We start from the raw sequence: 25255 nt of genomic DNA on the forward strand, positions 1-25255 counted from the left end.
GATTCAGACTATTAACAAAGTATGATTGGCCTTGCTTTACAGACTTTGATCAATCGTCAGTAAAGCTCTCAGCTCCTCTAACGAGGATTCTTCAACGGATGAGAAATCAAAGCGGCACAAGTTTTTTGTTGGCAGTCGCTTTCCTTGCTGAACCCCGGCATCAAAAATGTTGCAATGGTGCTGAGTGAATCGATAGTCCTGGGGATAGAGAAACCGAGAGGCGAATTTAAATATCCAGAGGTGAAGCGGATTGAGGGAGCTATCATTTCCCATCGTAAAGCCAATAATAAACGCTTCATCCTCTGGAGACTTTCCACGATTGAGTAAGAGGTGTAGGTAATCATGCTCCTTGAGAGGAATTGCCCCGGCCAGAGGGAGGGGACTAGCCGGATTTTCTAGGAGCCAGATAATCCAAGGCACCTCAGACTGCTTGATACCGCCAAAGCGCTGGTAAGCTTGGCGCAAAGACTCCGCCATCCCCCTATCCCCCTATTCGCCTGAGCTGGATTTCTGTGCGTTGTTGGGCCGGACTGGCTGGATCAACGCCTGGGAGTTGTTCAGAGAACCCTTTGCCTTCCGCCACCAGATTGGGGCGCACTCCTTGAGACCGGAGAAAATTAGCCACCACTTGGGCTCGTTGCTGACTCAAAGTCTGATTTGTGGCAGCGGACCCCGTTTTTGAGGTATGTCCCACCACGTTCACGGCGATGGTACTGGGATTGAATTCGTTGATCTCTTTGGCAAGGGCTTTAAGAGTGGATTGGCTGTCTCCGGATAACACCGCAGAACCTGTCGCAAATTTCACCTCACCTCTGACCTTGAAATTACCCACCTGCGGAGCTGATTGAATTTGCTGGGGAGTGACCTGGACTTTGGTGGTTGAGGACTTCTGCCCCCGGAGTACTTTGGCCAATTCCGGATCTGTGGCGGCAATAGATGCCACCAATTGTTCAGAATGGGTCACGGCCTGGGCAATAAAGTCTTGGGTATAGAGGCTACGGGGATTCTGGACCACCCCTGCCGTCTCACCTGTGAGGGAAAGAACCGCTGAAGTTGCTTCAATGCGCTGGGCTAAGGTGCCAGCATTCATCCATTGGTTGGATTCTAGAGCGGTGAAAAAGTCGATACCCTTCGACACTGAAGTAGCATCCTGGGTGGATAGATTGCCGTCTTTGCCAATTTGCTGACTGAGGGCACCTGAGTCTCGAATCAGCTGATCCGTATGTTGGTAATAGAGGGTGAGGAATTGACTGAGGTCCTCGGGACGATTTTGAATCAGCGGATTGCTGGCAACAATCACGTCGATAATGGCATCAGGAACGTCGCTACTAGAGAGAACGACGGTGTTGCCTTCTTTGCGGGCTTTAGAAACGAAGGGTTCCCAGAGGATTGCGATCGCAACCCGCGAATCAGACTTTAACAACTCATAAGCCTGAGTGGACTCTTCCACTTCCACCACTTCAAAATCCGCCAAGCTCAATCCTTCAAACTTCAGATCCAGCAGCTTGGCAAGGTATTCACTGGGGGTGCCTGCGGAGTAGACCAACTTCAGGGGAGCCGAGGCGGAGGCGTGCACCTTGGCAATATCATTCAACCCCTTTAGCTCAGGGTATTGCTGGGTATTCAGCACCACGGCATCGGCACCCACGGTTTTATCAATCAGACCGACGATGCGACCTTGGGGCTGATGCTTTAAATACTGATCAAGAGTGGTGACAATGATGTCAGCCTTCTGGCCGAGGGCTTTGGCTCTAGCGGCTTGATCGAATTCATCCTGATAGCGAATGCCTAAATCCGCTTGGGTGATTTTGGCAGCGAAGGGGTCGGCTCGCAAGGTGCTATAGCCGGAGAAGGTATCACCCAGTACCGTGAGCTGTCGGGCTTCATTGCCATAGGCGAGTTGGTTAAGGGGAGAAGGGTCTCCTAGATTGATGGCATTGAGGCCCATATACCCGCCTCCAAATACGAGTAATGCGGCACCGATATAGGCGATGGGGGGTAATCCTTTTCTTTTAGTGTTCATGATTGCTCCTTATTTTCTGCAGTGGGGTTGGCTAGCTTCGCTTTCAGTTGGGCTAGGCGATCCTGGGCATGGAGGGTTTTAATCGCTCGGGAGGTTCCCTTCAGCTCTCCCTGAACGTCTGAGGTGGCTTGGGCTTGGATATTGCGCCGCTGGATGGCGGCTTGGGATTTTTCAAACCGTCGCATTGGCGACTGGCTATCAATGCCCGCTGCTTGATTGGCGCGCTCTAAGGCTTGGGTGACCCGTAGGGTTGAAGCCCCCATTTTTTGCTGGGCCTGCATCTTTTTCAGCTCTAATTGGGCTTCTTTCATGCGGGCTGTTCCTTCCGCTAAGGTTTGCTTGGCAAATAACACCTGCTCTTCAAGCTGGGGACGATACTCTTCCAGAACATCCAGTTCGGCTAATACGGCCAGGGCGGCATCATCTTCACCAGCAGCGACTAACTGTTCAGCCTGGTCACTGAGGGCTTTTACCTGTTGCTCCGTCTCGTCATGCAGCCGGAGGGCCTGCGCTAAAGCGCCTTTTTGCAGACCCACCGAATCAACTAATGTTTGAAAGGCCTGAGTCAGATCATCGATACTGTCTTCGCTGACTTGGGCCGCAATGTCTCCGCCTGCATCGATGGGCATTCCCCATAGCCAATTCCAGGTGGCTCTGACGACTGTTTTTGTACGATTCATATTTTTGATATCAACCTCTAAATAAAGCTAAAAATTTTCATAGTTGTTTCAACCCAGAAAAACGATAGAGAATTATTTTGGTACTTCTTGAATTTCGATAATATTTCGGTACCAAGAAAGAAAGGGAACTCTTGTTCCTGAGACTTTTGCGTTATAAGTTTTTCCTTCATCTATTCGTCCATAGATATCGGAAGAATTGAACTTAAAGAAGGCAATAGAGAGTCTGTGTTTTCAAATGTTTCATTTTCAGTAAAGATGAGGTATCGAGACGAGTTGCCATCAACAACCCGCTCTGCCTTATCAACGGTGAACGTGACATGGTCTTGGGTTGCATAGTGGAAAACTGGATAAACAATCAGGGGGACTGCGATGAATGAAACGGTGGCTAATGATTGCCAAGTGCATCCTGAATGAGTACTGTGCATTGCTTGACTCCTCTCACCTGAGATTTTGTTTAATAATCCTGACTGTCTGTTTTTCCACAGTTGAAAAAGCTATTTCTCGATCTCTCTCATGCAGTTGTTGCTCTCATTGTCTTTAAGATATTGGTGATCAACAATGAGGTTTTTTCTGCTGTTTCAGGAATTGAAATCTGCTTTTTCAGGTTTTTTCAGGTTGTAATTTTGAGCAGGATATAATTCCACTGTGCTGAAGTTCTGCTGAGGGTCCTGTGCGCCGAATAATTGTGATTGGTCTACTGGTGGCGATGATGGTTGCTTGTCGGCCATCCCTGCGATCTACGACAACAGCACCTGTAGACAGCCCCTCCCTGGTGCAGTCTGAAACTGAGACGCTGAATCTGACCTTGATTCAGCATGCGTCCTGTCCTTGGGCTTATTTTTGGTGTGTGGTGGAAACGGGCATCCATGATGCTGCCCAGGATTTGGGGGTTGAAGTCACCATTCGTCGTCCCCATACCTTTGACCCTGATGCCGTAACCCAACTGATTGAGTCAGCCATCGATGGACCCATTCGACCCGATGCCATTGGGGTGGCCGTCATTGATCCAGATAGATTCCGAGCGCCCCTAACCCAGGCAGTGCAGAAATTCAATATTCCAGTGATTGCCTACAATGCCGGGTCAGGGCCGAAACAAGACAATATTCCCTACCGAGCCTATATCGGACCAGATGAGCGGCAAGGTGGTTATGAAGGTGGGAAGCGCTTGTTGGCCGAGTCTCCCTCTGCAGTTAAAGGAGCCTGTATTAATCACCAGCCCGGTGCTTTGAATTTGGAGGCGCGTTGCCAAGGTTTTTTCGATGCTTTGCAGGAAGCTGGTGTGGCAGCAGAGCAGGTCAACATTACGCCCAACCCAGCGGAATCCGAGAAAATTTTGCAGCGCTATGTTACTCAAAAGCCTGAGGTCAATGTCTTTTTGACTCTCGGCCCCGAAGCAGCAGTCCCTTTTTATCAGGTCATCTCTAATCGCAAAGACACCTATAGCCACGGCACCTTTGATCTTAGTCGGACTATCCTGACCGCCATTGAGCAGGGAACGACGCTATTTGCCATTGATCAACAGCCCTATTTGGAAGGGTATTTAACGGTGCAATGGCTCACCTGGATTCAGCGTCATGGGTTTAGCCCTCCTAGCGAGATTATTTCCACTGGACCAAGTTTTATCGATGCCACCAATGTCGATCTGATGCAGCAGCAGGTAGGGGAATATCGGTAACGAGCACCTGAAGAAATTTCTAGGAACATACTTTGTTAGTCTTAGTGTTGTTCAAGCCTTTGAGGGTTTGGCATCCTTCCTTGAGGAGTTGATCGAGGGATTTAATGGGCCATTGATAGACTTCTCCCATCACAGTTCCGACCAAGAGTATTTGTTGATCAGGGGTAAAGCTAAGGCTCGTGACTGGGCGGCGGCTTTGCCATTGGGAAAAAATTCTGCCGTTGCGATCGCGAATCTGTACCGTGCCATCCCAACCGCTAAGCGCTAGCCACTGGCCATCAGGGCTAAAGCGAATTTGAGTGATACGACCTTGCCCGTATCGCCATCGTTGAGGAGGGGCATTGGGGTTATCGAGATCCCAAAAGCGAACAATGCCATCTTCACCCGCAGAAACCAAAACCTTGCTATCAGGACTGATATCTAGACTCCAAATCCAGCCGCTATGTCCATTCCATGCTTTTTGGAGATCCAGAGATTGAGGGTCATCCGATTTAAGACAGGTGGCCTCTAAGCATAGTTTCCAAAGTTGAATCACGCCGTCTTCTCCAGCGGAGGCCAGCCATTTACCATCGGGGCTAAAGCGAATATCCTTAACGGGGCCTTGGTGTTTTTGCGAAGTCTGAAAGCGCTGCGTTCCGTCTAAATCCCAGAGACGAACCGTGCCATCCCAACCTGCTGTGGCCAGGTACTGTCCGTGGGGACTAAAGCGAGTACTCCAAACGGCATCTTGTTTAGTGTTCCAATGCTGGAGGGCCTGTCCAGTGGCGGACCAGAGGCGAACAGTGCCGTTGAGGGAAGCAGTGGCGACCTGATCCGTTTGAGGGTTAAAGTCTGTGCTGATCACCATCTCTGAGTCGGGATGGACAAGGCGCTGTTGACGACTGTTCTGTAACAGCCGGACCGAATTGCCCCAACCGGAGACAGCAATGGTTTTGCCATCCGGGCTGATATCTAAATCCCAGATTGCCTCTTCTTTGAGGATCTGTAGATTCCAACGATTCTCTTTGTTCTGCTTAGAGTCTGGCCGTTCTTGATCCTTGAGAATCTGCTGCAGATCCAGTAAGGGAGTGGTCGTGGGATAGCTAGCAATTGGCTCCCCCTGCACTAAGTCGCGGAGTTTCTGCCCCGCTTGAATAGCCAGAGCAAGAGCCTCCGTTTGATTTTGATTGCGCTTTGCCTGAGCCACTTGTTTATGCAGGGTTGTTATCGTGGTTAGGGTCTGCTGGTTTTGATCCGCCAGCCAGCGATCGCTGCCCCAGAAAAGACCGCCAATCAGTAAACCGCCCAAACCCACAGCCGTTAGCAAGTTTCGCAGAAAAATATTGCGCTGGAGTTTTTCTCGCTCGGCTTTGACCTGGCTAAGGCGAATAAAGTCATAGTCCTGATCGCTGAGGCTTTTGCCCACGGCCCAGTTCAGGGCTTGTTTTAGCGCTTTTCCTTTTAGGAGCTTGTCCGCCTGGGCGTTGGACTGTTCCCATTCATTAAACGCAGCGGCGTAGGGCCGGAGTTCTTGCAGGGTTGTCTCAATCCACTGTTGGTTAAAGATCTGACCATAGATGCGGTTATAGACCTTGAGGGTGCCCTCTTGATCTTTCACCAGGCCCGATAGGCGCAGCTCAATTTGTTCAGGGCTGCTTTTCGTGGTGACGGTGCTAGTGCAAACCTTCTGGTAAAGCCCCAAAAGTTGGACCGATTTGTGGTCGTTTAAGAGGATACGATCGCAAATCGTTCTCAAATGAACAGGCTCATCATGGGACTCCCAATTCTCCAGAATCTGGGTGTGAACCACCTGCTCTACGGTGATCTCTGGATCGCCCCGCAGGGATACTTCCATCAGTTGGCAGAGCTTTTGGGTCAAGAACGGCTGTCCCCCCGTCCACTCTAGAATGTCATGGAGCACATCTTCTGGGTCTTGCACCTTACCGCGAAAGCCCTGAGCCAGGGGCAGAGCTTCCTGTAGCTGAAACCCTTCTAAATAGATGGCTTTGCCAATATTAAAGGGAGTGCGCTCATGGTCCTGCATGAGTGCAGAGGGAGTGGCTACACCCAATAGAGCAAAGGTAAGACGGCGATAGGCGGGCTGATCCACCCGCTGATTGTAGAAGAACCGAATCAGAGCCAGAAAGTCATCAGCGGATACGTTTTGGCTGAGAATCAGATCGATTTCATCGATAAAAACAACGATGTTTTGCGAAATTGTTGGCAGTAAAACCTGTTCGATAAAGGTATGCAACCGCTGTACCGGAGTCGCCGGGTCCTGCTGCTTCCACCAGGCTCGCCAGTTAAGGTCGAGTTGGCAGTCACTGACCAGGGCTTTGATTAGACCGCCGTACCATTTTTCTGGGGTGATGCCCTGGGTGCCAAACCCAGTCAGGTCAATAGCTGCACAGACAACCCCCTCCTCCCGCAGTTTGTGCATGGTCTGCACCCGCAAACTGGATTTACCCATCTGGCGAGAATTAAGCACATAGCAGAACTCACCGTTTTGCAGATGGTCATAGAAGGTCAGATCGCTGCTTCGGGTGACATAACTGGGAGCCGATGCGGGCAGACTGCCTCCTACCTGATACCGATAGTCTGGTTCCGCTACATTATGCGATCGCATCACGGCTTAACTCTCGCTGGAAGTACTGCTGATAAAGACTGCAGGAGGGCAGTACCAGATTGCCTTTGAGCTTGACTAAGCCTAGACTTTGCAGGTGATAAATCTGGAGGGAGTTGAGTTCAATACCTTGGGGTGAATTTGCGATCGCACGATACGCAGCCGTTAAATCCTGGGATTGGATCAGTTCTTCCCTCAACCGGAGCAGGTGATTAAAGTAAATGCCCGTTTCTTGGTCTGAGGTTTTGAGAATCTCCTGAAAAGTCTTGCGTTCAACGGCCCCTTTATAGAGGGCTAAATGAATCAGATAGGGATGCCCACCTACTCTTCCCTGTAAATTTTCCAATTCTGATGGCTGCCACTGCAGGTCATACCGCGCCCCTAAGGCTTGAACTTGTTCGATCTCAAAGGGGTTTAGGGTAATGGGTTCCCCTACATTCGTCAGGGGGGAATGGTTGATATCGAGAGACACATAGTCTTCCGTAGCGTGGGTGATTACCAGCCGCACTTTTTCCCAGATAGCTGAACTTTTGGACTTTTCATGCCAGCTCCTCAGCATCCTCAAGACATCCCCCGCCACTTCGGGGTAAGGGAAAATTTGCTCTACGCTATCGAGGGCCAATACAAGGGGCGCTTCTAGATTGGGGAGCAGATAGTCTTCAAAATACTGGCTGCAGTTATCAATACTAGTGAGTAGCTCCGTATCCCAATAGTCATCCAGCTGATTGTCTAGCCCAAGTTGGCGCCCCATCTGGAAACAGAACCAACGCAGAAAGCGTTCTAAGTCATTGATGGAGGCTTGACTCGCCCACTGAAAATCCAGGTACAGGGTCTGGAGGGGATGGGCCTCCGCCGTTTTCAGAATCCGATTGACTAAGGAGGTTTTGCCCATGCCTTTGGCCGCCTTAATGCGGATTAAAGTCCCTGGGTGGGTGATGATTTGGCAGCAGTGACGTTCTACTTCAGATCGGTTGATATAAAAGGAAGAATTTAAAGGGACGGGTCCTTCTGGATAGGGGCGATAGGCGGTTTGTTTTTCCGGTGATGGTTGGCGTTGATGCAGACGTTCCAGGGCAACTCGCAAATTGGACTTACTCACTTTTTCGTCTAAAGCCCGTGTCAGTTTCGCCCACAGGGTGGGGGCAATATCACCGGCAATATAGCGATTGGAGTAGTCGAGCTTTTCGGCCATTTCTTCGTAGGTGAGACCTGCGAGACAGGCGTCTAGGACATCGACTTCGATGGTTCTCAGGTATTCGTTGTCGCACTTAAAAATGGCCTCGGTTGCAGCGTTGATCAGCTGTTCAGGCTGTATCACAGCATTTCCACTCCTATGGACCTCATACTTGTCTGCAAGCTCAATCAATATATGATTCGCTTGCGTTGAGCTACTCTCAGTGTGGAGGACAAGCGCTGTTGCCGCAATCGGATTTTTTCAGGTATTTCTGGAAGAAATAACGCGCAATATATGTTTTGAAATCACTCTGGAGAAGATGTGATTGATATTCCAGGTGTGTGGCCAAAAATCAGAATTGACAGCCGATGTATTAAGCTATCCCTTTATCTATGGACTTTCCAGCATGAACGCATTGTCTGGGGTTAAGCACTTTTTTGTGTCATATTACGCCAATGTTGGTTGGTGCTTGAGTGTAATGTTCTCCTCAGTGCAGTACAAAACTTAAAGCCATCACCCTCTGTCGTCATCATGAGCCGCGTTGAGAAGTTGTTTTGGCAGCCCCGTTAAACCCTGCATCCGCCCCCTAAATCCCCCATTCTGGGGGACTTTGAAATTTATGATTATCCTAAATGGGAGATAGGGTTAGAGGTAACACGATGCGAGAGAAACAGACACAACACCACCGCATTCGCGGCACGACCCCAGCAGTCGTTGCCGCCGCGCGACGACTCAGACTCAATCTGACGACCGCAGAACAAAAGCTGTGGAAAGCACTGCAAAAACGTCAACTCAGCGGCCTAAAATTCCGCTGTCAACACGCCATTGGTTCGTTTATTGTTGATTTTTACTGTCCCCAATGCCGATTAGTGATTGAGCTAGACGGCGACATCCACAATCAGCAGGTGGAATACGATAAAGCCCGTACCGAGCAGCTCAACCAGCTTGGTTTCCGAGTGATTCGATTCCATAACTCAGAAGTTATGCACCACCTAGATCATGTACTTCAGCAAATCCGGCAGGCGAGTGAGCAAAGCATTACTCGACAGTCAAAGTCCCCCAGAATGGGGGATTTAGGGGGCTAATGCAGCATACTTGGGACTATTGACTAGAAAAACATTGGATCTAGTTGTGAGGGATCGTGCTCTCCCTAAAAACATACCCCTAGCTAGCTCAAAAAAGTTTTGTCTTGTACTACAAAGACTCTCTTGCTGTTTTATGGAGATTTTGAGATCAAGGCATCAATATCTTGTAAATTTTTCAGTCTTCTGTACTTACTTTTGGCATGATGAAAGCAAATTATAGGCTCTCCGGGAATTAGCGTGGTAGCCGCTAGATATAGTGTTTAGGTCACAGCAAATGTCTGATACCCATTGAGGTCAAGAGAAATTCTTTGGAAGAGTCTTTCAATATCGAAAATACCGTAGCATCGCCTTTTTAAGACCTTGACTCGGTTATTAAATCCTTCCACAAAGCCACTGGTCCACCCCTCCAGGAAATAGTTGGTCATCTCGTCCATCCAATTATTGATAGTAGTCAGAAAACTATCAAATTCCTTGATATCACTTTTGAGTACTTGTTTACACCAGGCTCGGATGGCACATTTAGCTCCGTGCTTGGTGTACCTGCCCTCAAATATCTGCGTGAATTTCTCTCGGAGATCATATGCCTGTTTCAGTTGTGGAGAATAAGCAAACAATCGCTCAAGGAGTTGTTGCTCTGACTCTTTCAGATTCTCTGGTCGTTTTCTAAAAGGCCACATCGCGCCTTTGATGCTGTCATACTCTTGCTTAGAGAGCTCTCGTCGTAGACGTTTGACCTCACGTTTACGAACCGTATCGGCACAATTACGATAGGCTTTGGTCACATGAAAGCGGTCAATGACAATTTTGGCTTGCGGCAATTGTTCTCGGACTGCACTGACAAATCCTTGGTACATGTCCGTACAGACGCGCTCAATGGTTTGGCGTAAATTGATGGGAATTGATTTAAGAAAATTGGCCACTGTCTGCTGTTTACGGTCGGCTAGAACTGCCAATATGTCCACCCCATCTGTCGTAGGAATCGTGACCAAAACCACAAAATCACGATGGCCTCGTTTGAGAGAAATCTCATCCATCCCAATAACTTTGAGGTCTGCATATTCGCTCCAGTCAACTTGAGCGGCAATCCAACGATCAATGATTCCACTGACGATATCCTCACTAACGCCTAGTTTTCTGGCAACATCTGAGACCGTTGAATTGATCAAAATTCGCAGAAGCCAATGCTCATATGCTTTTGTATTGGAACTGCGAGGTTCGTGCCATTCTAAATGTTGAGTTGTTGTGGGATGGTCATCGCAATACCTGCATCGATAACGCTTGGGCCGAATTTCTAAGTAAACGGGGACTTCAAATAATGGCAGGTGACGAATCCGAAAAGGCTGATCATGACAATGGAGGTCAGTAATCTCACGTCCGCATTGATGACAGGTTGTTCCTTGAAGCGTACTCTCAATTTTGATGAGCCAATCCCCTCTCTCAGTCTTCGTTAGCTCTAGAACTCGAACATCAGGAAGGTTGAGCGGGATGCGAATTGAGTTATCCATGACGCCATTGCTCTGAAGTACTACCTCAGATCATTCCATAGGGATGAAAAAGGAAACACACTAAATGTAGGACTGCTACACGCTAATTCCCAGAGAGCCAAAAATTTTCAATCAAAGTCCATAAACCTAAAATTACTGGTTGGACAAGTGTTTGCTTTAAGATTGCACTCATCTCAATTTGAACGCTCCTTTCTTGGACAACCATGTATAGCCCCAGATCGATATAGAGCTAATTTAAGCAACGCTAGCCATTCGAAACCTCAAGTACCCTCATCCTTTCTACCCTCGCTCAATTGGAACTTCAGGTAATCGACTCCACTCCTGCCAAGAGCCGTCATAATTCCGAACTTGGGGATAGCCCAATAGATAGGTCAAAACAAACCAGACATAGGCAGATCGCCCACCAATCGCACAGTAGGGAAATATCTCTTTATCGGGTGTAATGCCTCGTTGCTGAAAAAGAGAGAGTAGCACATCCGCCGACTTGAATGTGCCATCCTCATTCAGCGTCTCGGCATGGTCCAGATGCACCGCACCCGGAATATGGCCCCCAACTTCATCCCCTTGAGGTGGCTCCATCAGGTATAGTTCACCCGCATATTCCGCCTCTGTTCTCACATCTAGCAGAATTTGATCCGGTCTCTCTAGCGCAGCCAATACTTCGGCTGACAAAACTCGTAAATTGGCATCCGGTCCTTGCACCCGATACTCCGTAGCTGGGAAAGTAGAAAGCTCTGAAACTACCGCTCCTCCTTGGGCGATCCATTGCTGATATCCTCCGTTAAGCACCACAATATTTTGATGGCCAAAGAGCCGAAATAGCCAAAATATAAAGGCCCCCGTGCCAGGGTAGTTACCGTAGGCAACAACGGTTGTATTGGCATCAATCCCAGACTTGCCCAGCAATGCACTAAAGGCGACTGGATCTAAATTGAGAGACAAATCTGGCCGCATCAGTTCAGCGATCGTCATAAAGACCGCACCGGGAATATGGGCATTGTCATAAGCCTCTGGACTCATATCCACCTCAAGAATGCGGAGGTTGGAGTCGTGGAGATGTTCCATCAGCCATTGGGTATCCACTAAGACTTCGGGATGGGCGTATTGAGACATGGGCGGTGCTCCCGTGAAAAGAACTACCGCTAAGATTAAGGAAGTAGGCCACCCAGACCCAGTCCTCGATCGGGTACTCTTTGAGGCATTGTGATGATCACGATTCAAGCGTTGTTTGCCGCCATTCATCAAGCCCCCACCGAACAAACATTGCGACAAAAAGTCATTCCCCAACTGGGCCATTACTTTGCCAGTACACGGCAAGGGCTATTTTTCTTCGATCAGCTACCCATGCTGGAACCTCGGCTACAACAAGTGATGGACCGCGCCCTTTCTCTTGACCACAATCCTGTGGTTCGATATATCACCGAGCGTCATGCGCCCGTACACGAATCCTTAGTCACTTCCCCCAAAGTCTGGCGACTGATTTGCCCTCGTTTAGATCACTGGCATGTAATGGCCGGTCCACTGGTGAACCAAGGGCAGCTAGTGGGGGCCGTGGGGCTGACTCGGGAGCAAGCTAAACCTGCTTTTGATAGCCAAGACTTAGCGGATTTAAGCGCCATTTGCCTGCATCTGTCGACTTGGGTGGCTGCCGTTAAACGCCAAGAAAATGCCCAGAAACAAGAATGCTTAACGCCTCGTGAGTTGGAAATAGCCGAGCTGGTGGCCTCGGGGTTAACCAATGCGGCCATTGGTCGTGAACTGTGGATTACGGAAAACTCTGTTAAACAGGCCCTCAAGCGGATGTTTCGCAAGCTGGAGGTATCATCACGAGCAGAGTTGGTTGCCCAGCTCTTTACGGTGACTCAACCCAAGGCTAACCATCACCTCAGTCTTAAATCCTGAATCAGGCGTCAGCGCCATCGGTTCCACCTTTTGCGTATCTATCCAGAGCAACCTTATGAGTACCAATCACAATCAACAACGCATCCTTGAGTTTTACGCTGCCTTTGATAACCGCCAGATTGATCAAGCTTTAGAGATGTTGGCTCCTAATTTTGTTGCCCATATGGCTGGCATGCCAGACCCCTTGGACGGGAGCATGTCACCTTTGCAAGCTAGTATTTATACTCATCTCAGAAATCCTTGCTAGCCTTGCTTTCAGACATCAAATTTTTAATTCTAAATTTTGTGCATCTGCAAAGGTGACATGCTCCCCCTTGGACGCCGAAGCCTTCAAAGCCTTTGGCATGAACTTTTATGCCGCCTTTACCGATAGCCACCATCAGTTTGAACAAGTAATTGCAACGGACGATCAAGTGATTACCTGTGGGACATTCCATGCCACCCATTTGGGAGAATTTCAAGGACTCCCACCGACGGGGAAACGGGTCAAGCTGGAGGTGATGCATATTGACCGCCTAGAACAGGGGGAAATTGTCGAACATTGGGGGCAGGGAGATGCGTTGGGGTTAATGCAGCAATTAGGGATTGTATTTTTACCCGGACCAAAGTTAGTGCCAACGTTGTTGAAAGTTGGCGTCTCAAAGGTGCTTAAAAGATTCTCCCCATAGACATAGCCAACGGTTTAAAAAATTATTCGATTGTTAACGGATAAAAAACGGATATTTCCCCAATTAGGCAAATATTGAGGAATGTTATGACTGTGTTAAAAGTGTCAACATTTCCACCCCTCTCCCCCTCGCAATATGGGACGATTTAAATGTAAGGGTACGGACTTCTACCGTATCGCCAACTGGCACCTCTCTTCCGAATCATTTTAGCGATCGCAAACACCCAGGAAGAGCGATGCTAAAGGAGGATAAGCGATGAAACGCTCACTATTAGTGGCTTTTGCATTCCTCACACCCCTACTTTGGGCATGCCCAGTTCAGGCAGCGGACCCTGAACAGGTGCAGCAGCTCTTAGCCACCAATACTTGCCCAGGGTGTGATCTAACCAATGCCGATCTACGCCAAACTCACCTGATTGGCGCGGATTTGCGGAATGCAGATTTAACCGGGGCTCAATTACAAGAAGCGAATTTGGAAGGCGCTGATTTAACCGGGGCACGGCTAAAACAAGCCGATTTAACGGATGCCTTTCTCACCAATGCCAGCCTCAATCTCACCCACTTGGAGTCTGTGAATTTGACCCGAGCCCGCCTTTACAATGTCGAAGCACGGGGCGCAGTGATTGCTGATCTCAATCTCACGGATGTCAAAATGTGGGGGACGCCCATTAGCGTCGGTGGAGAATAGGTGTCCCTAACAATCGCAACTTGAGCGGGTAATTACTCCAGTCTAGATGCGGTATAAGTTCTAAATCCCCTAGGATTTCACACCTATTAATTCAGCCTTTGCACCTCAATTAATAGGTGTGAAGTAGCAAAGACCTACTTCACTTTGGCCCGAAACCGAACAGCACCATAAGAGGCTACCGGGGCACCGATGCCCGTGGCTTGGGGTAGATTTCCTAAGTTGATCACCACGGCACCATTGTCTTCTGCTTGGGCAGGAGCATTGGCACAGGCTGCTGGTAGGGTTGCGCCAGGTGGATAATATTGAGCCGTGTCTCCATCGGCATCATTCGTAAAAGAAAGGAGACTGCCATTATATTCAACAGAAATCCCCCGATTGGCTCCGACCCCTCCACTAGGAGCAGGCGGGACGGTGTTAAAGGCATCCGGTACAAAGGTCTGAAAGCTAGGGACTTTATCGCACAATTGGACATTTACCGCAGTGGTATTACCCGTGGATAGGAAATAAATGGTGTATTCCACTTCATCGCCAGGCCGTGTTTCCCCGCCATTGGTGGCCCCCAGGAGAAAGGTGTTGGGTGTCGGCCAAAATTCCGTATCCAGGGGGGTTGGCGCAGGAGTATTCAGGGTGTTGTCATCGTAGGGATAGAGGGGGTCATCAATGTAGGTATTGAGGGCTGTACCATCATTGGAGACCAAGCCATTAACGCGGGTGATGCGCTTGACCAGTAAGACATTGGGATTATTCGTGACTGGCAAACAGAAGGTCCAATTATTGAGGGTTGTATGCTGGGCGGAGGTATGGTTCGTCGTATCAGGACCCGGACGATAGCGAATAACCACGGTATCGATGGGTTGATTCCCAAAGCCATAGTCCACGCTGGCCCCCGGCCCGCCGCCAGTTGAGAAATTATTGATGGTCACTCCTGATGCAACATTGCCGACAACCCGAACATTGCTTGGATTATTGGCAACTAATGTTGGTTCATAGGCTGTCCCCGTGGTTCCGCCTAAGTAACCCGTCAACACCACTTCATCTTGCCAAGTACCCCCAGAGTTGTTTTGGTCCACATCATCAACAACCCCTTGAAACCCGGAAATAGGCAACAGATTGCCGGTGACTGGATCGCGCATGGTGATGTGGATCTCAATAAATTGGCCTGGCGTGGCAGCGGTCATATTGGGCCGATAGTACAAGGCTGGGTTACGGTTGTTGTCCGTAAAAGTGGTGGAGTCTACTCTCGGTGAAGAGTCTGTAAAGCTATGATTATTCGGGTTTTTGACTTCGATGGTATATTGCACACCGTTGACGGTGAATTGCTGGGGGCCAAAGGAGCCATTGGGCCAGTTTGGAGTACTTGGCGGTTCAAACGTACTCCAATCGAAGGTACCCGTACCGTTGGCACAGCTCCTTGGAGGGAGGGACGTGGGTAATGCGATCGCAAGAGCATAATCTTCCACTTCACCATCCCTGGCAAATCCACCTGGAGTACTGGCATTAATATCCCCATCCGTCGTAATGCGGAAACGCGCATAGGTGGTCGTGCCCCCTGACATTCCGCTTACCCCAGCCCCCGACCAAGTTAAGGCCCCATCTGGTGAGCTATTTCCGTTCTGTACCGTTTGGCTTGTATACTCATCGGGGTCAAAAGTACCATTGCCATCAAAATCAACCCAGGCATGCAGGGTTGCTGGGCCTCCCGTACTATTGGCGACGGAGAGACTCGATGCCTGAATCGAATAGGAGGTATTACTGGCGTTGAGGGTGGCTAAGGTAACGCCGTCCTCATCATCAGAGCCATCGTTATCGTCTCCTAAAGCATTGGCTGAAGGAATCGGACCACTCTCACCATCTCTTCTAGTACCGAGTCGAAGCGCAGTAGCTGTGACACCTGCATGGGAAGGGATACCATAACTCGATGGCGCATCACTGAAATCGACAACTTGAATATCAGAAATATCAAAGGTCCAAGAGTTTTGGCGGGGGCAGCTGGCACCGGAACAATTGGCAGATCCCACATCATTACCCGCAACAATCGAAAAGTTAGTAACGGTATCTCCCAAGTAACTGTAAATTTCGTAGCGATCGTCCGTACCGATACCGCCTTGCACATTGGACGAATTAATAACTCGATGGCGGATTCCTCCAGCTAATGAGGCTGCGAGTTCTAAAAAAGTAGGGTCGTCGATAAAGACAGTATCTGCGTTAATGACTTCTACAAATTCTCTAACAGAGTTAGCAGCGCCATTACCGTCAACGTCTTGGGCACTAAAAAAAACATTGGTCGCAGCTAAAGGAGTGGTTGTTCCCGCTTGAACGAGCTGAAAATCAAATCGGATAGAGGAGATGGCATTGGCTCCACCATCATGACGAATCACAGGTTGGAATCGCTCAGGGAAAGAGCCATTATCATCCAAGTTAGTGAGGGTTGCATTATTGATATTGCTAACCGTGACTAGGGCGTCAATACCTTGTCCACCGACAGTAGCGACATTTTGAAAGCGAAAAACGTTCGTTGTAGCAGGCTCTAATAAGGGTGTTGGGTCATTGAAATTAAGAACGGTAACTTGTAAAAGCTGATTGTAGTTCGACTGGGCTAGTTGCTGAGAAATTCTATGGGGTTCTAGTTCACCCAGCTGATATTCCAAGGTCCAATCTCCGCCCTGGGTTGCATCACCTGTCAGATTATCTGAGGCAGCTATATCAGCGCCGGTTAAGGTAGCAAGACGAGAGACAAAGGCTTGTCCCTTATCTGTTGCAACAACATTGCATCCATAGAGAAAGATGTCTGCTGTCGGCGATAATGCAGCTTGCCATTGTTGAATCTGTTCAGCCTTGTGGTTGAGGGTTGTTGAAGTGACCCGTGAGTTTCCAAGGTGTAACTGTGCTGATTCCCCATGGGAAATCAAATGCACTGAATTGAGATTACGATAATGGCTGAGGATATCGCTGATTTGATCTACTCCATCTGCTTGCGGACTGAGAAAATGTACCGCAGTTTGACGGGGCAAATTTTTTAGCAATGTATCGGAGTGAGTGACGTTCCCGTCGACAATAACAATGTCTTTAACTGGGTTGGGAAAGGGTGAAGTACTAGGTTGCTTAAATTTAGTTTGAACTTTCTTGTAAATAGAAACCCGATCGTTCTTCGCTTGTGAGGATCCCGCTTTGGCTACCGATGAAAAAGCGCCAAAGCTTACACCGCAAAACATTTCACATAGGATAAGACATACCAGTATCGGAGTGCCTTGGAAAAAAGAGAGATTTTTGGGTGTGGAAAATCTGGGGAACATCATGTTGGGGGTTTGGATATTGAACGAAATGAAAAGATCTTGTAGAAGGAAAAGGCCATTCAGCAAGAAATGTTTATAGTTAGAGTTCGCTGCTCACAGCCATAGTTCACCATCTATGGATATAGTTCACTTATCGAGCTGTATTTTTTGCATGGCCGAATAAAAAATACTGATAGCCAAGTGCTACCCTAAGATTACGAAAGGCGCGACAGTAGATAATCGGATAGAATGCAGTTTTTCTTTATTTGTATAAAAATACGAGATTTTAAATTACGAAAATAATCCGAAATATTATTCAGACATAATGCTGGTATAAGGTTTTTAAGGCTTGCAAAAAATTTTCATGTGCAAGACCAAATAACAATTTTTCGATTGTTCAAGCAATTTTCCTTGAACTAAAATGTTCAGATAACTTGACGCTTTTATAGCGGATATAATGGTTTCAAGCCGTTAGGATTTGTTCTGAGTTCCCTAGAGTCAAGAACGCTCTAGCTCTTCTCAACGGAAAGATGATGCTGGCGAGAGATTCAGTGACTTGGGTTGAGAAATCAGACCTGTTATTTGAGTTCTAAGATGATGATATTGCGAGCAGGTTCTGAGGTACCGGAGTCAGGATGAATTGCGATCGCACTGAACCGATCGCCGGGTTTGGCATCCGTGAGAGTGATGGCGAACCGCCCCTCTTCATCGGATTTGACCATGGTCACTGGCTCATTCAGAGGACCTTGCTTACCCTCTTCCATCACCTTGTACAGCACAATTTCAGCCCCTGGATCGGCTTCCCCATCCAGGTTGACCGCCCCGTCCATTAAGTAAAATTCGGAGCTGAGAAACTGAGGCGTATTCAAGCCTCGGTTGGCGGTATCGCGCTTGCGTTGGTCTGAATTGCGTAAGGGATTAGGACCATCCCCTACTTGGTAGTCTTGCACTCTAGTACTGGATCGATCCCCTAAGTCCACGCGGTTGATAGAGATGCGGGAGAAGCGGTCAAGAAAACGGTTTTCGCGAGCAATCAAATCGATGCTGAGGCCGTCAAGATTGGCAAATCGATTGTCGAGGATAAAGTTGCGCTTGCTCGTGGGATAAGACGTGATCACCACCCCCGGACCGGGCTGGTTTTGGATGGTGTTGTTGACGACATGGTGATTGTCCCCCATCAGCAAAATGGCAGCCCGACGGAATCGTTGGCCATTGTCGGCAATCAGGTTTTTCTCCACCATGACTGAGCCTTCAGGCTTGAAGAGGTAAACAGCGCTGCCAGCATTCTGTTGAATCTGATTGGTATGGATCTTGGTGCCATCAATATCGCCTTCTAAGCGGATGGCGTCGGGCATCCCAGCCAAGCCATTCTGTTCAATGATGTTATTGGCAATTTCCGTTTGTTCGGCGCGGACGCTGGTAATTACCGCGCTACCATCATGTTGAGCAATCCGGTTGTTGAGAATGCGTGTGCCAATGCCGTTGTAAATGGATATGCCAAAGGCCGATCGAGCGGCGTCAGGAGCGTTCCCCTGGGGGGTAATGCCCAACCAGTTATCCTCAATCACAATCCCTTGGGGGGGAATATCCCGCTCATCATCATAGGGATAAGACACCCAGGGATTATCTTCCTTGAGACGCTTGGAAGGGAGCAGCCGATGGGCAATAAAAATATCTGCGGGTGGGGTTGTGGCGGTTGTTTTGTGGATGGAAGTAAATCCATAAAGACTCAATGCTCTGATATGGACCCGATCTGCAGCGAGGGTTAATCCTCGAAACACCTCTGCATCTTCCGCTGGGGTTAAGGCAACGACGGGTGCTGGGGCACTGGCGTCACCATCCACGAGGGCATACCCCGTTTGGCTGGTGCCATCAATCATTAGACCGGGGTTGGTGATGGTGGGCAGCAGGGTCTGCAATCGAATCGTGGTGTTGTCGCTGGGTAAGTCAAAATCAATCCGACTATGATCCTTGCTGGGACTGATTTGAGCCCGTTCGGCTTCGCTGAGGTCGCCCTTATTGAGTACGCCGTTGGTAATTGCGATCGCTTCTCGGAGCGTGACGACTTCATCGGCCTCAATTTCGCCATCCAGCGGACTATTGACCGTAACTTGTACGGGGGCAGGAGTTGCCCGAAGGGGCTGTGCTTGGGCCGTACTGAGGAGTCCTGATGCAGCGATTAAAGAGGTTAAGGAAGCCCAGGCAATAGCCGTTCCAGAAGAGATCTGGGGAAGGCGGGAAATGGATTGGAGCGTGCCGCGAGATTTCATGATGACCTCTTGGGGATACAAACTGGGTAGAGATTTAATAGGTGTAATGTCATTTAATAGGTGTGATGTCGGAGATAGCGCTAACCCTGTAATCCGAAAGAACTACAGGGTTAGGGGTTCAGCTATCGGTCGACTTCAAAACTAGGTTGAGTTTGGGGTGCAGGCGCGGGCTCTGCCTCCGGCTCAGATTGGGTATTTACCAGTTCAGCCTTAGGCTTGGCGGTTGTAGTCTTGGACTTGGACGCCTTATCTTTAGAGGTCGAAGCAGGGGTTGAGGCTTCTTGGACCTGGCCGTTATCCGGTGCAGACTCTTGCTGCTGTGGAGGAGCCACCTTATTTTCACCGAAGCCAAAATCATCAAAGAGATTGTTGTCGAGCTTCAGGGTGACGCCAAAGTAGGGACCACTAGCAGAGCGAGAGTTACCGAAGTCGCGATCTCCCACATCTCCAAACGCATATCCAGCCGCCAATCGTAAGTTGGGATTGAGGTAATACCCCACTTCTGCAGAAGCACCCACCTCGTTAAAACCAGTACTATTTTGGCGAATCCAGCGGACTTCACCGCCAACATCCCAACGATAGTTGATCCGATAGGTGGCTCGCATTTGAGCCAGGGAAATGCTGCTGGTACCGATTAAATCTTGAGCCAGGTAAGACTTGCTATGTCGCCAACCAAACTTGCCATAGAGTTCCCAGCGCCAGTTGGGGGCATAGATGGCCTCTGCGGAAATCAGGTGATCCGTGGAGCCGGTACCGTTGGCAAACAGGAGGGTATCAGGAATCGTGGAAGGATTTTCGCGATACTCATAGCGGAGCAAGCCATTGAACTTGTCGCTATCGGGATTTCGATAGGCCAGACCCACTTTCAAGTCGCGGGTGGTGCCCAATCCGGTCAGGGTTTGGTTCGAGGCACTGGCTTGCTGATAGCTAGCTAAGACCGTTAGTTCACGGGTGGCTCGCCCTAAAGCATTAGCCGTAATGATAGTATTGCTGCCCTGAGCTGTATCACTATATTCAAAACGAGCATTGGCTTGGAAATCAGGATTATCGGTGTAAGCCAAGCCAACGCTAAAGCTGTCGCCGGGGGTTAAGCCCAAGGCAGACGCACCGGATCCTAAGGCAAAGGGTTGGGCAAACTGTTGGCTAGCGGCGGTTTGCTGCAAAGCGGTGTTAAACACATGCTCGTAGGAGAAATCTGCCCGTAGCCCCGGAGCGATGGTTAAGCCCTGCTCGACGCCGAAGTAGCCCGCCATACCCAAGTCACCCATCATGGAGAATTGGCCCCGGAGGGTGGTATCGGTGGAGAAGGTATGTTGTCCCGCGATATCTAGACTGGTAATAAAGTCATCATCGAACTGGCCCCCAGTCAGGTAGGTGTTGTTAAGACCAATGGTGACCCCAGGATAAACCTCATATTCCAGACCCACGGAAGTGCGGTTAGGATAAATGGGATCAATCTCGGAAGAGAAGGTGGTCTCGTTCAACGCCCGCAAGGTCAGTTTTCTCGTCAGAGGTATCCGGGCAGTGGAGCGAATCTGGTCCGTGGTGATGTCCTGGCCCGTGAGACGATCGGTGCGATCGCGGCGGACGTAGTCCAAACTCACTTCCGAATCACCAATCCGCTGCAGAACCCCTGCTGTAATCGTAGTCAGGGAGTTATTAACGGGATTTCCAGGGGTGGGGGAGAAACCGGGCTGGATTAAATCCTCAAATAAATCGAGGGGACGCGGTGCAACCCCAAAATTATCCTCATGGTCAAAGCTGGCCCGTAGTTTAGTGTTCTTGGCGACTGCCGCTAAGACTTCTGCCCCATAACGAGTTTGGCCGGGAACAAAGCTAGTGGTGGCATTGTTGGAGAACCCCACATCAGCCCGTTTGAAATAAGCTCGACCCGAAATATCGTCCGTGGGCTTTGCTTCAACTTCGACTCGGTAAGCATTACCGCTGACGGGCGTTGCAAAATCCAGGGAGTTATTGGACCGGGCATATTCCGCGACGATGTAGCTATCCTTGCCAAAGGAAACGAGCGCATCCGCACCGTAGAGTTCAAAGTCTTGGCTCCCGCGATCCTCACGGAAATAGGTAGCCCCCACCCAACTCTCCTGATCTAAGCTCCGAGAGAAGGTGTACTGGGCACGTCCACCGTAGGTATCGGTATCAGCACTTTCTCCTTCAAACTGGTAGGTGGTGACAATTCGGCGAACCAGCACAAAGCCGTCATCATCCACATCTGTGCGTAGAATCGGGCGTTGGAATTTCAACGTCCCGCGATCATAATCCACTTCATAGTCAGCCCCTCGGCTTAGTCGCTCCCGCTTCAAAACAGTACCAGGTCGATTGAGTTCTTCCAGTTCTAGAAAAACTTGCTCACTTCCCGGAACCAGTAACCGTCGAGATAAGAAATAAAATCCGCTGGTGCCATCGGGAGCAATGGTATCTCGCTGGAAACCTTCAGTATTATTGCCGTACAGGGCAGTCAACTGCAGATTGCCGATATTGTAGTTGCCCTTAAAGCCATGTAAAGAGCGGCTGGTGGCGGTAAATAACTGAGAGGACCGAGAAAACTCTTCGGTGTTGTAATCCCCCCACATAAAGTAATCACTACCAGCACCGGGGACGGGTGAGGTGCGCTCTAATCGTACAAATAAGTTATCGGTAGATGGGGCCGTTACATCTGTAGTGGAGTTATCGCCGTAGGTAGCGTAGTTGTTGTAATCACACTCGGTACCCGAGGCTTTGAACAGGGTAGATTCCCCGTTGCAGTCCTCATTCAGGGGGCGAGCACTATTAAAGGCTCCCGTTAATAACCAATCGCCAATGGAGGTAATCCCAAAGGCTTGGGCACGGGCATCAACTTCATACCCATTATCGCCATCGACCGGTAAGAACTCGCGGAAGCTGTCATAGAAGTTGGTGCCCCGACGGCCAATCCGCACATCTACCACCCCGGTTAACAGAGCCGAAGGCCGAATAGGGGTAGAAAACTGAAACTGGTGGAACCCTTCCAAACTGGCAGCGCTGGCCCGAACTCGTACCAACCCGGCATTAATGCTGGACTGCAAATCAGCGGTGAATTTACCATCAATGGCTTCCACCTGGAACCCAGGCACGTCGGGTTTGTTATCAGTACCCACGAATTTCCCGGAGGTGGTTTCTAGGGTAACAATGGCATCCCAGTTCGACTGATTACCATTGGCATCTAACAAGTACCCCATAACCTGAGCCGTAGACCGTCCATCAGCAGGCACTTTGCTTTGAGCGGTACGCACTTTAATTTGGCTAGGCTCTCCAGGGACTTCCACCTGAATGCTGGCACTGGGGGCCTCTTGACCGACTTCATTGACGGTAATGGTATTGACACCCGCATCCAAAATGACCCCATACCAGGTTTGTCGGATTTTCTGGGTCGCTGAATTGGTCTCAGTCCGACCCACTTGAGCGCTATCAATCGCCTTGCCATTGACCCTTAGCTCAACTTTTTGCTCGGTGCCAAACTCAATAATGACCGTAGTTGCTGGTTTATCAACAACGCTTCCTGACCCAGGGGTCAGAATAGAAATGCCTGAGGCGGTTGTAGTCGCTGGAGCTTGAGCCGTTGTAGGTGTCTCCGTAGAAACAGAAGCTGGGGATTCAGCTTTAGGCACATCCGAAATTGAGGGAGTGTCTTTGATCAACGACTCTTGGGTCTGAGTCGCGGGAATGGCAGGTTGGGTTGGGGAGGATACCGCTTCAATAGTGGCTTCAGTTGTAGCTTCAGCCGGTTGTTCAACAACGAGGGGGGTATCTTCGGTTAAGCTTTCAGGGCTGGTAGTTTTCTGAGCAGAAGTCATCTCCGTATCAGTCTGACCTAGCTGTGGTTCACTGACTGATTGGCTGTCACTAACCGATTGAGGTTCGTCAGCAACACTAGAGTCGGTGACTGCTTCTATATCAGGCTCTTGGGTGAGCGCTTCTTTAGTAGACGGTGTTTCTAGGGTTGGTTCAGCTTGACTAACGGATTGCTTTTCTGCACTCAAGGTTGGTTCGTCTGCAGTCTGGACCTCCTCAATCCCTTGGGCACTAGTCAGGGCTGGGGTTAAGACAACACTGGTGCCTGCGACAATTCCGAGAAGTCCAGTTTGCATCCACTGGGAAGAACGTTGACGTTTCATTATTTGGACTCCTCCTGGAAGGTAGGTGTGACACCGAAGTTCATGCGTACGGTGCTACCGGGAGAGAGTCTGACCAAACGCGAAGGGCTATTTCTTTCTATAAAGTGGAGATTGGGGGCCAAGGTGTAACCGGGCAAGGTGGTTAAATCCAGAGCACCAGTGCGAGGTCCAGGCAATACACATCTGACATGGAATAAACCATTCTCATCGGTTGTGATGCGATTGCCGTCATCCATCCAGACCACAGCATTGGGAATACCAGGTTCCCCCGTTTGCTGCTCGCCATCGAAGTTTTTATCGACGAAGACTCGGCCTAGAATATTGCCGCAGTCTGTTAAAATGCCTGGGTTTACCCGCACTCGGTGGACTGCAGGGCCATCCCGAACATCCAGGTTGTTATCGACTCGGAATCCGAGAACCGAGGCGGAGTTTCTACCATCGCCTCGAATAGCATCTGGGGTAAGTTGTGCTGCATAGACGACGTTGATGACCCCTTCTAAAGGAATAACTGCGTCGGTCCTAAAGGTTAGATTCTGACCATTTTGCTCAACTGTAATCGGAACTTCAGTTCCATTCAGAGCCCCTCTAACCGAGTTGGGAAGCAACTTAAAGCCCGTCGGCAAAATATCTTGTACAGAGATGGTGTCTAGCTGCCCATCGGACAGGTTACGGAGAGTCAGGCGATAAATCACCGAATCTCCAGGGGCGGCATTGGCTCGGTCCCCAGACTTACTAATTTGAATCTGATTGGTCTGGCACAGGGTCGAAGAGAAGTTTAAGGCCAGTAGTTGCAACGAGATTCGCTCAGCATCCCCAATCGTGGTTACCGTTTCTTCAAAGTTGGTCTCTCCTTCTGCGGCGATGGGCAAACCATCGAGGGAAGTGGCCCGATAGGTCACCAGGTTGCGGTTGCCCGTCGGGATAATGGAGGTAATAGTTAGCCGAACGCGACGCTGGTTGTAAATGGACGCGTCCGGCGGTGTAACCACCAAGATATAAGATTGACCCACGGAGAGCTGTCCTCGGTTGGGGTCGAGTAGATAGCTGTAGGTCCCTTGGTCGGCATTAGTGAGGGGGAATGGATTGATGTTAGATCCATTGGGGGTGATGCCCAGGGGAATACCGTTATTGGGAATATCAGGAACTTCAGTGCGAGTTAACGACACTAAGCTCCCCAATTCCGATTGGGTCGGATCATTGGGGTCAATATTGTAGAGACCGACCGTAAACCCGGTGTAGTCCGCGAGAGGTTCTCCGCCACAGCCTAAAACTTGCCCACGGGGATCGAGCAACGAAGGATCCAACACATTTGAAATCGGATTGGTGAAGCTTTCAATCAGCGTGTTGGTATTGGGGTTGGTGTAAGAATAAGAAGCAGTGTTATTCAGAAGATCTCTGGAGTCTTCTTCCTCCGTGGTTTGAGCCCAAGAAATGGCAGAGCTCGAAAATAGGCTGCCCAACACTAAAGTTGAAGTCAGAGCACGAGCCCACCTGGGGAAGGGTTGGTTGGGGAATGGCAAGTGAGGTGGTCTCACGGGAGATATCTCCTCTGGAACAATCG

At 49.6% G+C, this 25255-nt stretch carries 18 protein-coding genes; 6 read left to right on the forward strand and 12 right to left on the reverse strand.

What is annotated here, in order from left to right:
* Positions 1-36 precede the first annotated feature (36 nt).
* From ON05_RS07625 to ON05_RS07640, 4 genes are all read right to left on the reverse strand, one after another.
* A complete protein-coding gene (locus ON05_RS07625) occupies positions 37-477 on the reverse strand; it encodes a hypothetical protein (RefSeq protein WP_010477556.1) in 441 nt (146 codons plus the stop codon).
* Between the two features lie 4 nt (positions 478-481).
* Positions 482-2023, reverse strand: a complete 1542-nt coding sequence (locus ON05_RS07630) for a phosphate ABC transporter substrate-binding/OmpA family protein (protein ID WP_010477553.1) — start codon at positions 2021-2023, stop codon at positions 482-484.
* Positions 2020-2703 (reverse strand): PspA/IM30 family protein, encoded by a 684-nt coding sequence (locus tag ON05_RS07635; protein WP_010477546.1) that lies wholly within the window; start codon positions 2701-2703, stop codon positions 2020-2022. Before ON05_RS07635 ends, ON05_RS07630 begins: the two co-directional genes overlap by 4 nt.
* 170 nt (positions 2704-2873) lie before the next feature.
* Positions 2874-3128 (reverse strand): hypothetical protein, encoded by a 255-nt coding sequence (locus ON05_RS07640; RefSeq protein ID WP_010477545.1) that lies wholly within the window; start codon positions 3126-3128, stop codon positions 2874-2876.
* Between the two features lie 245 nt (positions 3129-3373).
* Between ON05_RS07640 and ON05_RS07645 the strand changes: the two genes are divergently transcribed.
* Positions 3374-4378 (forward strand): sugar ABC transporter substrate-binding protein, encoded by a 1005-nt coding sequence (locus ON05_RS07645; protein WP_010477544.1) that lies wholly within the window; start codon positions 3374-3376, stop codon positions 4376-4378.
* A 19-nt stretch (positions 4379-4397) separates the two neighbouring features.
* Here ON05_RS07645 and ON05_RS07650 read toward each other — a convergent pair whose 3' ends face one another.
* Positions 4398-6983 carry an AAA-like domain-containing protein gene (locus ON05_RS07650; protein ID WP_010477543.1) on the reverse strand — a complete coding sequence of 862 codons (2586 nt, stop codon included), beginning with the start codon at positions 6981-6983 and terminating at the stop codon, positions 4398-4400.
* Positions 6970-8298: an AAA-like domain-containing protein gene (locus ON05_RS07655; protein ID WP_010477542.1), complete on the reverse strand. Its 1329-nt coding sequence runs from the start codon at positions 8296-8298 to the stop codon at positions 6970-6972. The genes ON05_RS07650 and ON05_RS07655 overlap by 14 nt, the downstream gene beginning before the upstream one ends.
* 515 nt (positions 8299-8813) lie before the next feature.
* On the opposite strand from ON05_RS07655, the gene ON05_RS07660 reads away from it, so the two are divergent.
* Positions 8814-9239, forward strand: coding sequence for an endonuclease domain-containing protein (locus tag ON05_RS07660; RefSeq protein WP_010477541.1), 426 nt, complete (start codon positions 8814-8816; stop codon positions 9237-9239).
* A 260-nt stretch (positions 9240-9499) separates the two neighbouring features.
* Here ON05_RS07660 and ON05_RS07665 read toward each other — a convergent pair whose 3' ends face one another.
* Both ON05_RS07665 and ON05_RS07670 read right to left on the reverse strand, forming a co-directional pair.
* Positions 9500-10744 carry an ISL3 family transposase gene (locus tag ON05_RS07665; RefSeq protein WP_262561363.1) on the reverse strand — a complete coding sequence of 415 codons (1245 nt, stop codon included), beginning with the start codon at positions 10742-10744 and terminating at the stop codon, positions 9500-9502.
* Between the two features lie 279 nt (positions 10745-11023).
* Positions 11024-11857 (reverse strand): sulfurtransferase, encoded by an 834-nt coding sequence (locus tag ON05_RS07670; RefSeq protein WP_010469272.1) that lies wholly within the window; start codon positions 11855-11857, stop codon positions 11024-11026.
* Between the two features lie 93 nt (positions 11858-11950).
* Here ON05_RS07670 and ON05_RS07675 point away from each other — a divergent pair, with 93 nt between their 5' ends.
* The 4 genes from ON05_RS07675 to ON05_RS07690 all read left to right on the forward strand — a co-directional run bounded on the left by ON05_RS07675 (position 11951) and on the right by ON05_RS07690 (position 14001).
* Positions 11951-12646, forward strand: a complete 696-nt coding sequence (locus ON05_RS07675) for a LuxR C-terminal-related transcriptional regulator (RefSeq protein ID WP_010469274.1) — start codon at positions 11951-11953, stop codon at positions 12644-12646.
* A gap of 55 nt (positions 12647-12701) precedes the next feature.
* Positions 12702-12893, forward strand: coding sequence for a nuclear transport factor 2 family protein (locus ON05_RS07680; protein WP_039778858.1), 192 nt, complete (start codon positions 12702-12704; stop codon positions 12891-12893).
* 52 nt (positions 12894-12945) lie between these two features.
* Positions 12946-13314: an ester cyclase gene (locus ON05_RS07685; protein ID WP_236618829.1), complete on the forward strand. Its 369-nt coding sequence runs from the start codon at positions 12946-12948 to the stop codon at positions 13312-13314.
* A gap of 255 nt (positions 13315-13569) precedes the next feature.
* A complete protein-coding gene (locus tag ON05_RS07690) occupies positions 13570-14001 on the forward strand; it encodes a pentapeptide repeat-containing protein (protein ID WP_010469276.1) in 432 nt (143 codons plus the stop codon).
* A gap of 134 nt (positions 14002-14135) precedes the next feature.
* Here ON05_RS07690 and ON05_RS07695 read toward each other — a convergent pair whose 3' ends face one another.
* From ON05_RS07695 to ON05_RS07710, 4 genes are all read right to left on the reverse strand, one after another.
* Positions 14136-17012 carry a DUF4347 domain-containing protein gene (locus tag ON05_RS07695; RefSeq protein ID WP_396148863.1) on the reverse strand — a complete coding sequence of 959 codons (2877 nt, stop codon included), beginning with the start codon at positions 17010-17012 and terminating at the stop codon, positions 14136-14138.
* Positions 17013-17851: 839 nt separating this feature from the next.
* A complete protein-coding gene (locus ON05_RS07700) occupies positions 17852-19543 on the reverse strand; it encodes a right-handed parallel beta-helix repeat-containing protein (RefSeq protein ID WP_010469280.1) in 1692 nt (563 codons plus the stop codon).
* Positions 19544-19665: 122 nt separating this feature from the next.
* The gene (locus ON05_RS07705) at positions 19666-23694 is read right to left on the reverse strand and encodes a hypothetical protein (RefSeq protein WP_010469282.1); all 4029 of its coding nucleotides are present in this window, start codon (positions 23692-23694) and stop codon (positions 19666-19668) included.
* Positions 23694-25229 carry a DUF11 domain-containing protein gene (locus ON05_RS07710; RefSeq protein WP_010469287.1) on the reverse strand — a complete coding sequence of 512 codons (1536 nt, stop codon included), beginning with the start codon at positions 25227-25229 and terminating at the stop codon, positions 23694-23696. The genes ON05_RS07705 and ON05_RS07710 overlap by 1 nt, the downstream gene beginning before the upstream one ends.
* Between the last annotated feature and the right edge of the window lie 26 nt (positions 25230-25255).

The organism is Acaryochloris sp. CCMEE 5410, assembly GCF_000238775.2.
Taxonomy (GTDB): domain Bacteria; phylum Cyanobacteriota; class Cyanobacteriia; order Thermosynechococcales; family Thermosynechococcaceae; genus Acaryochloris.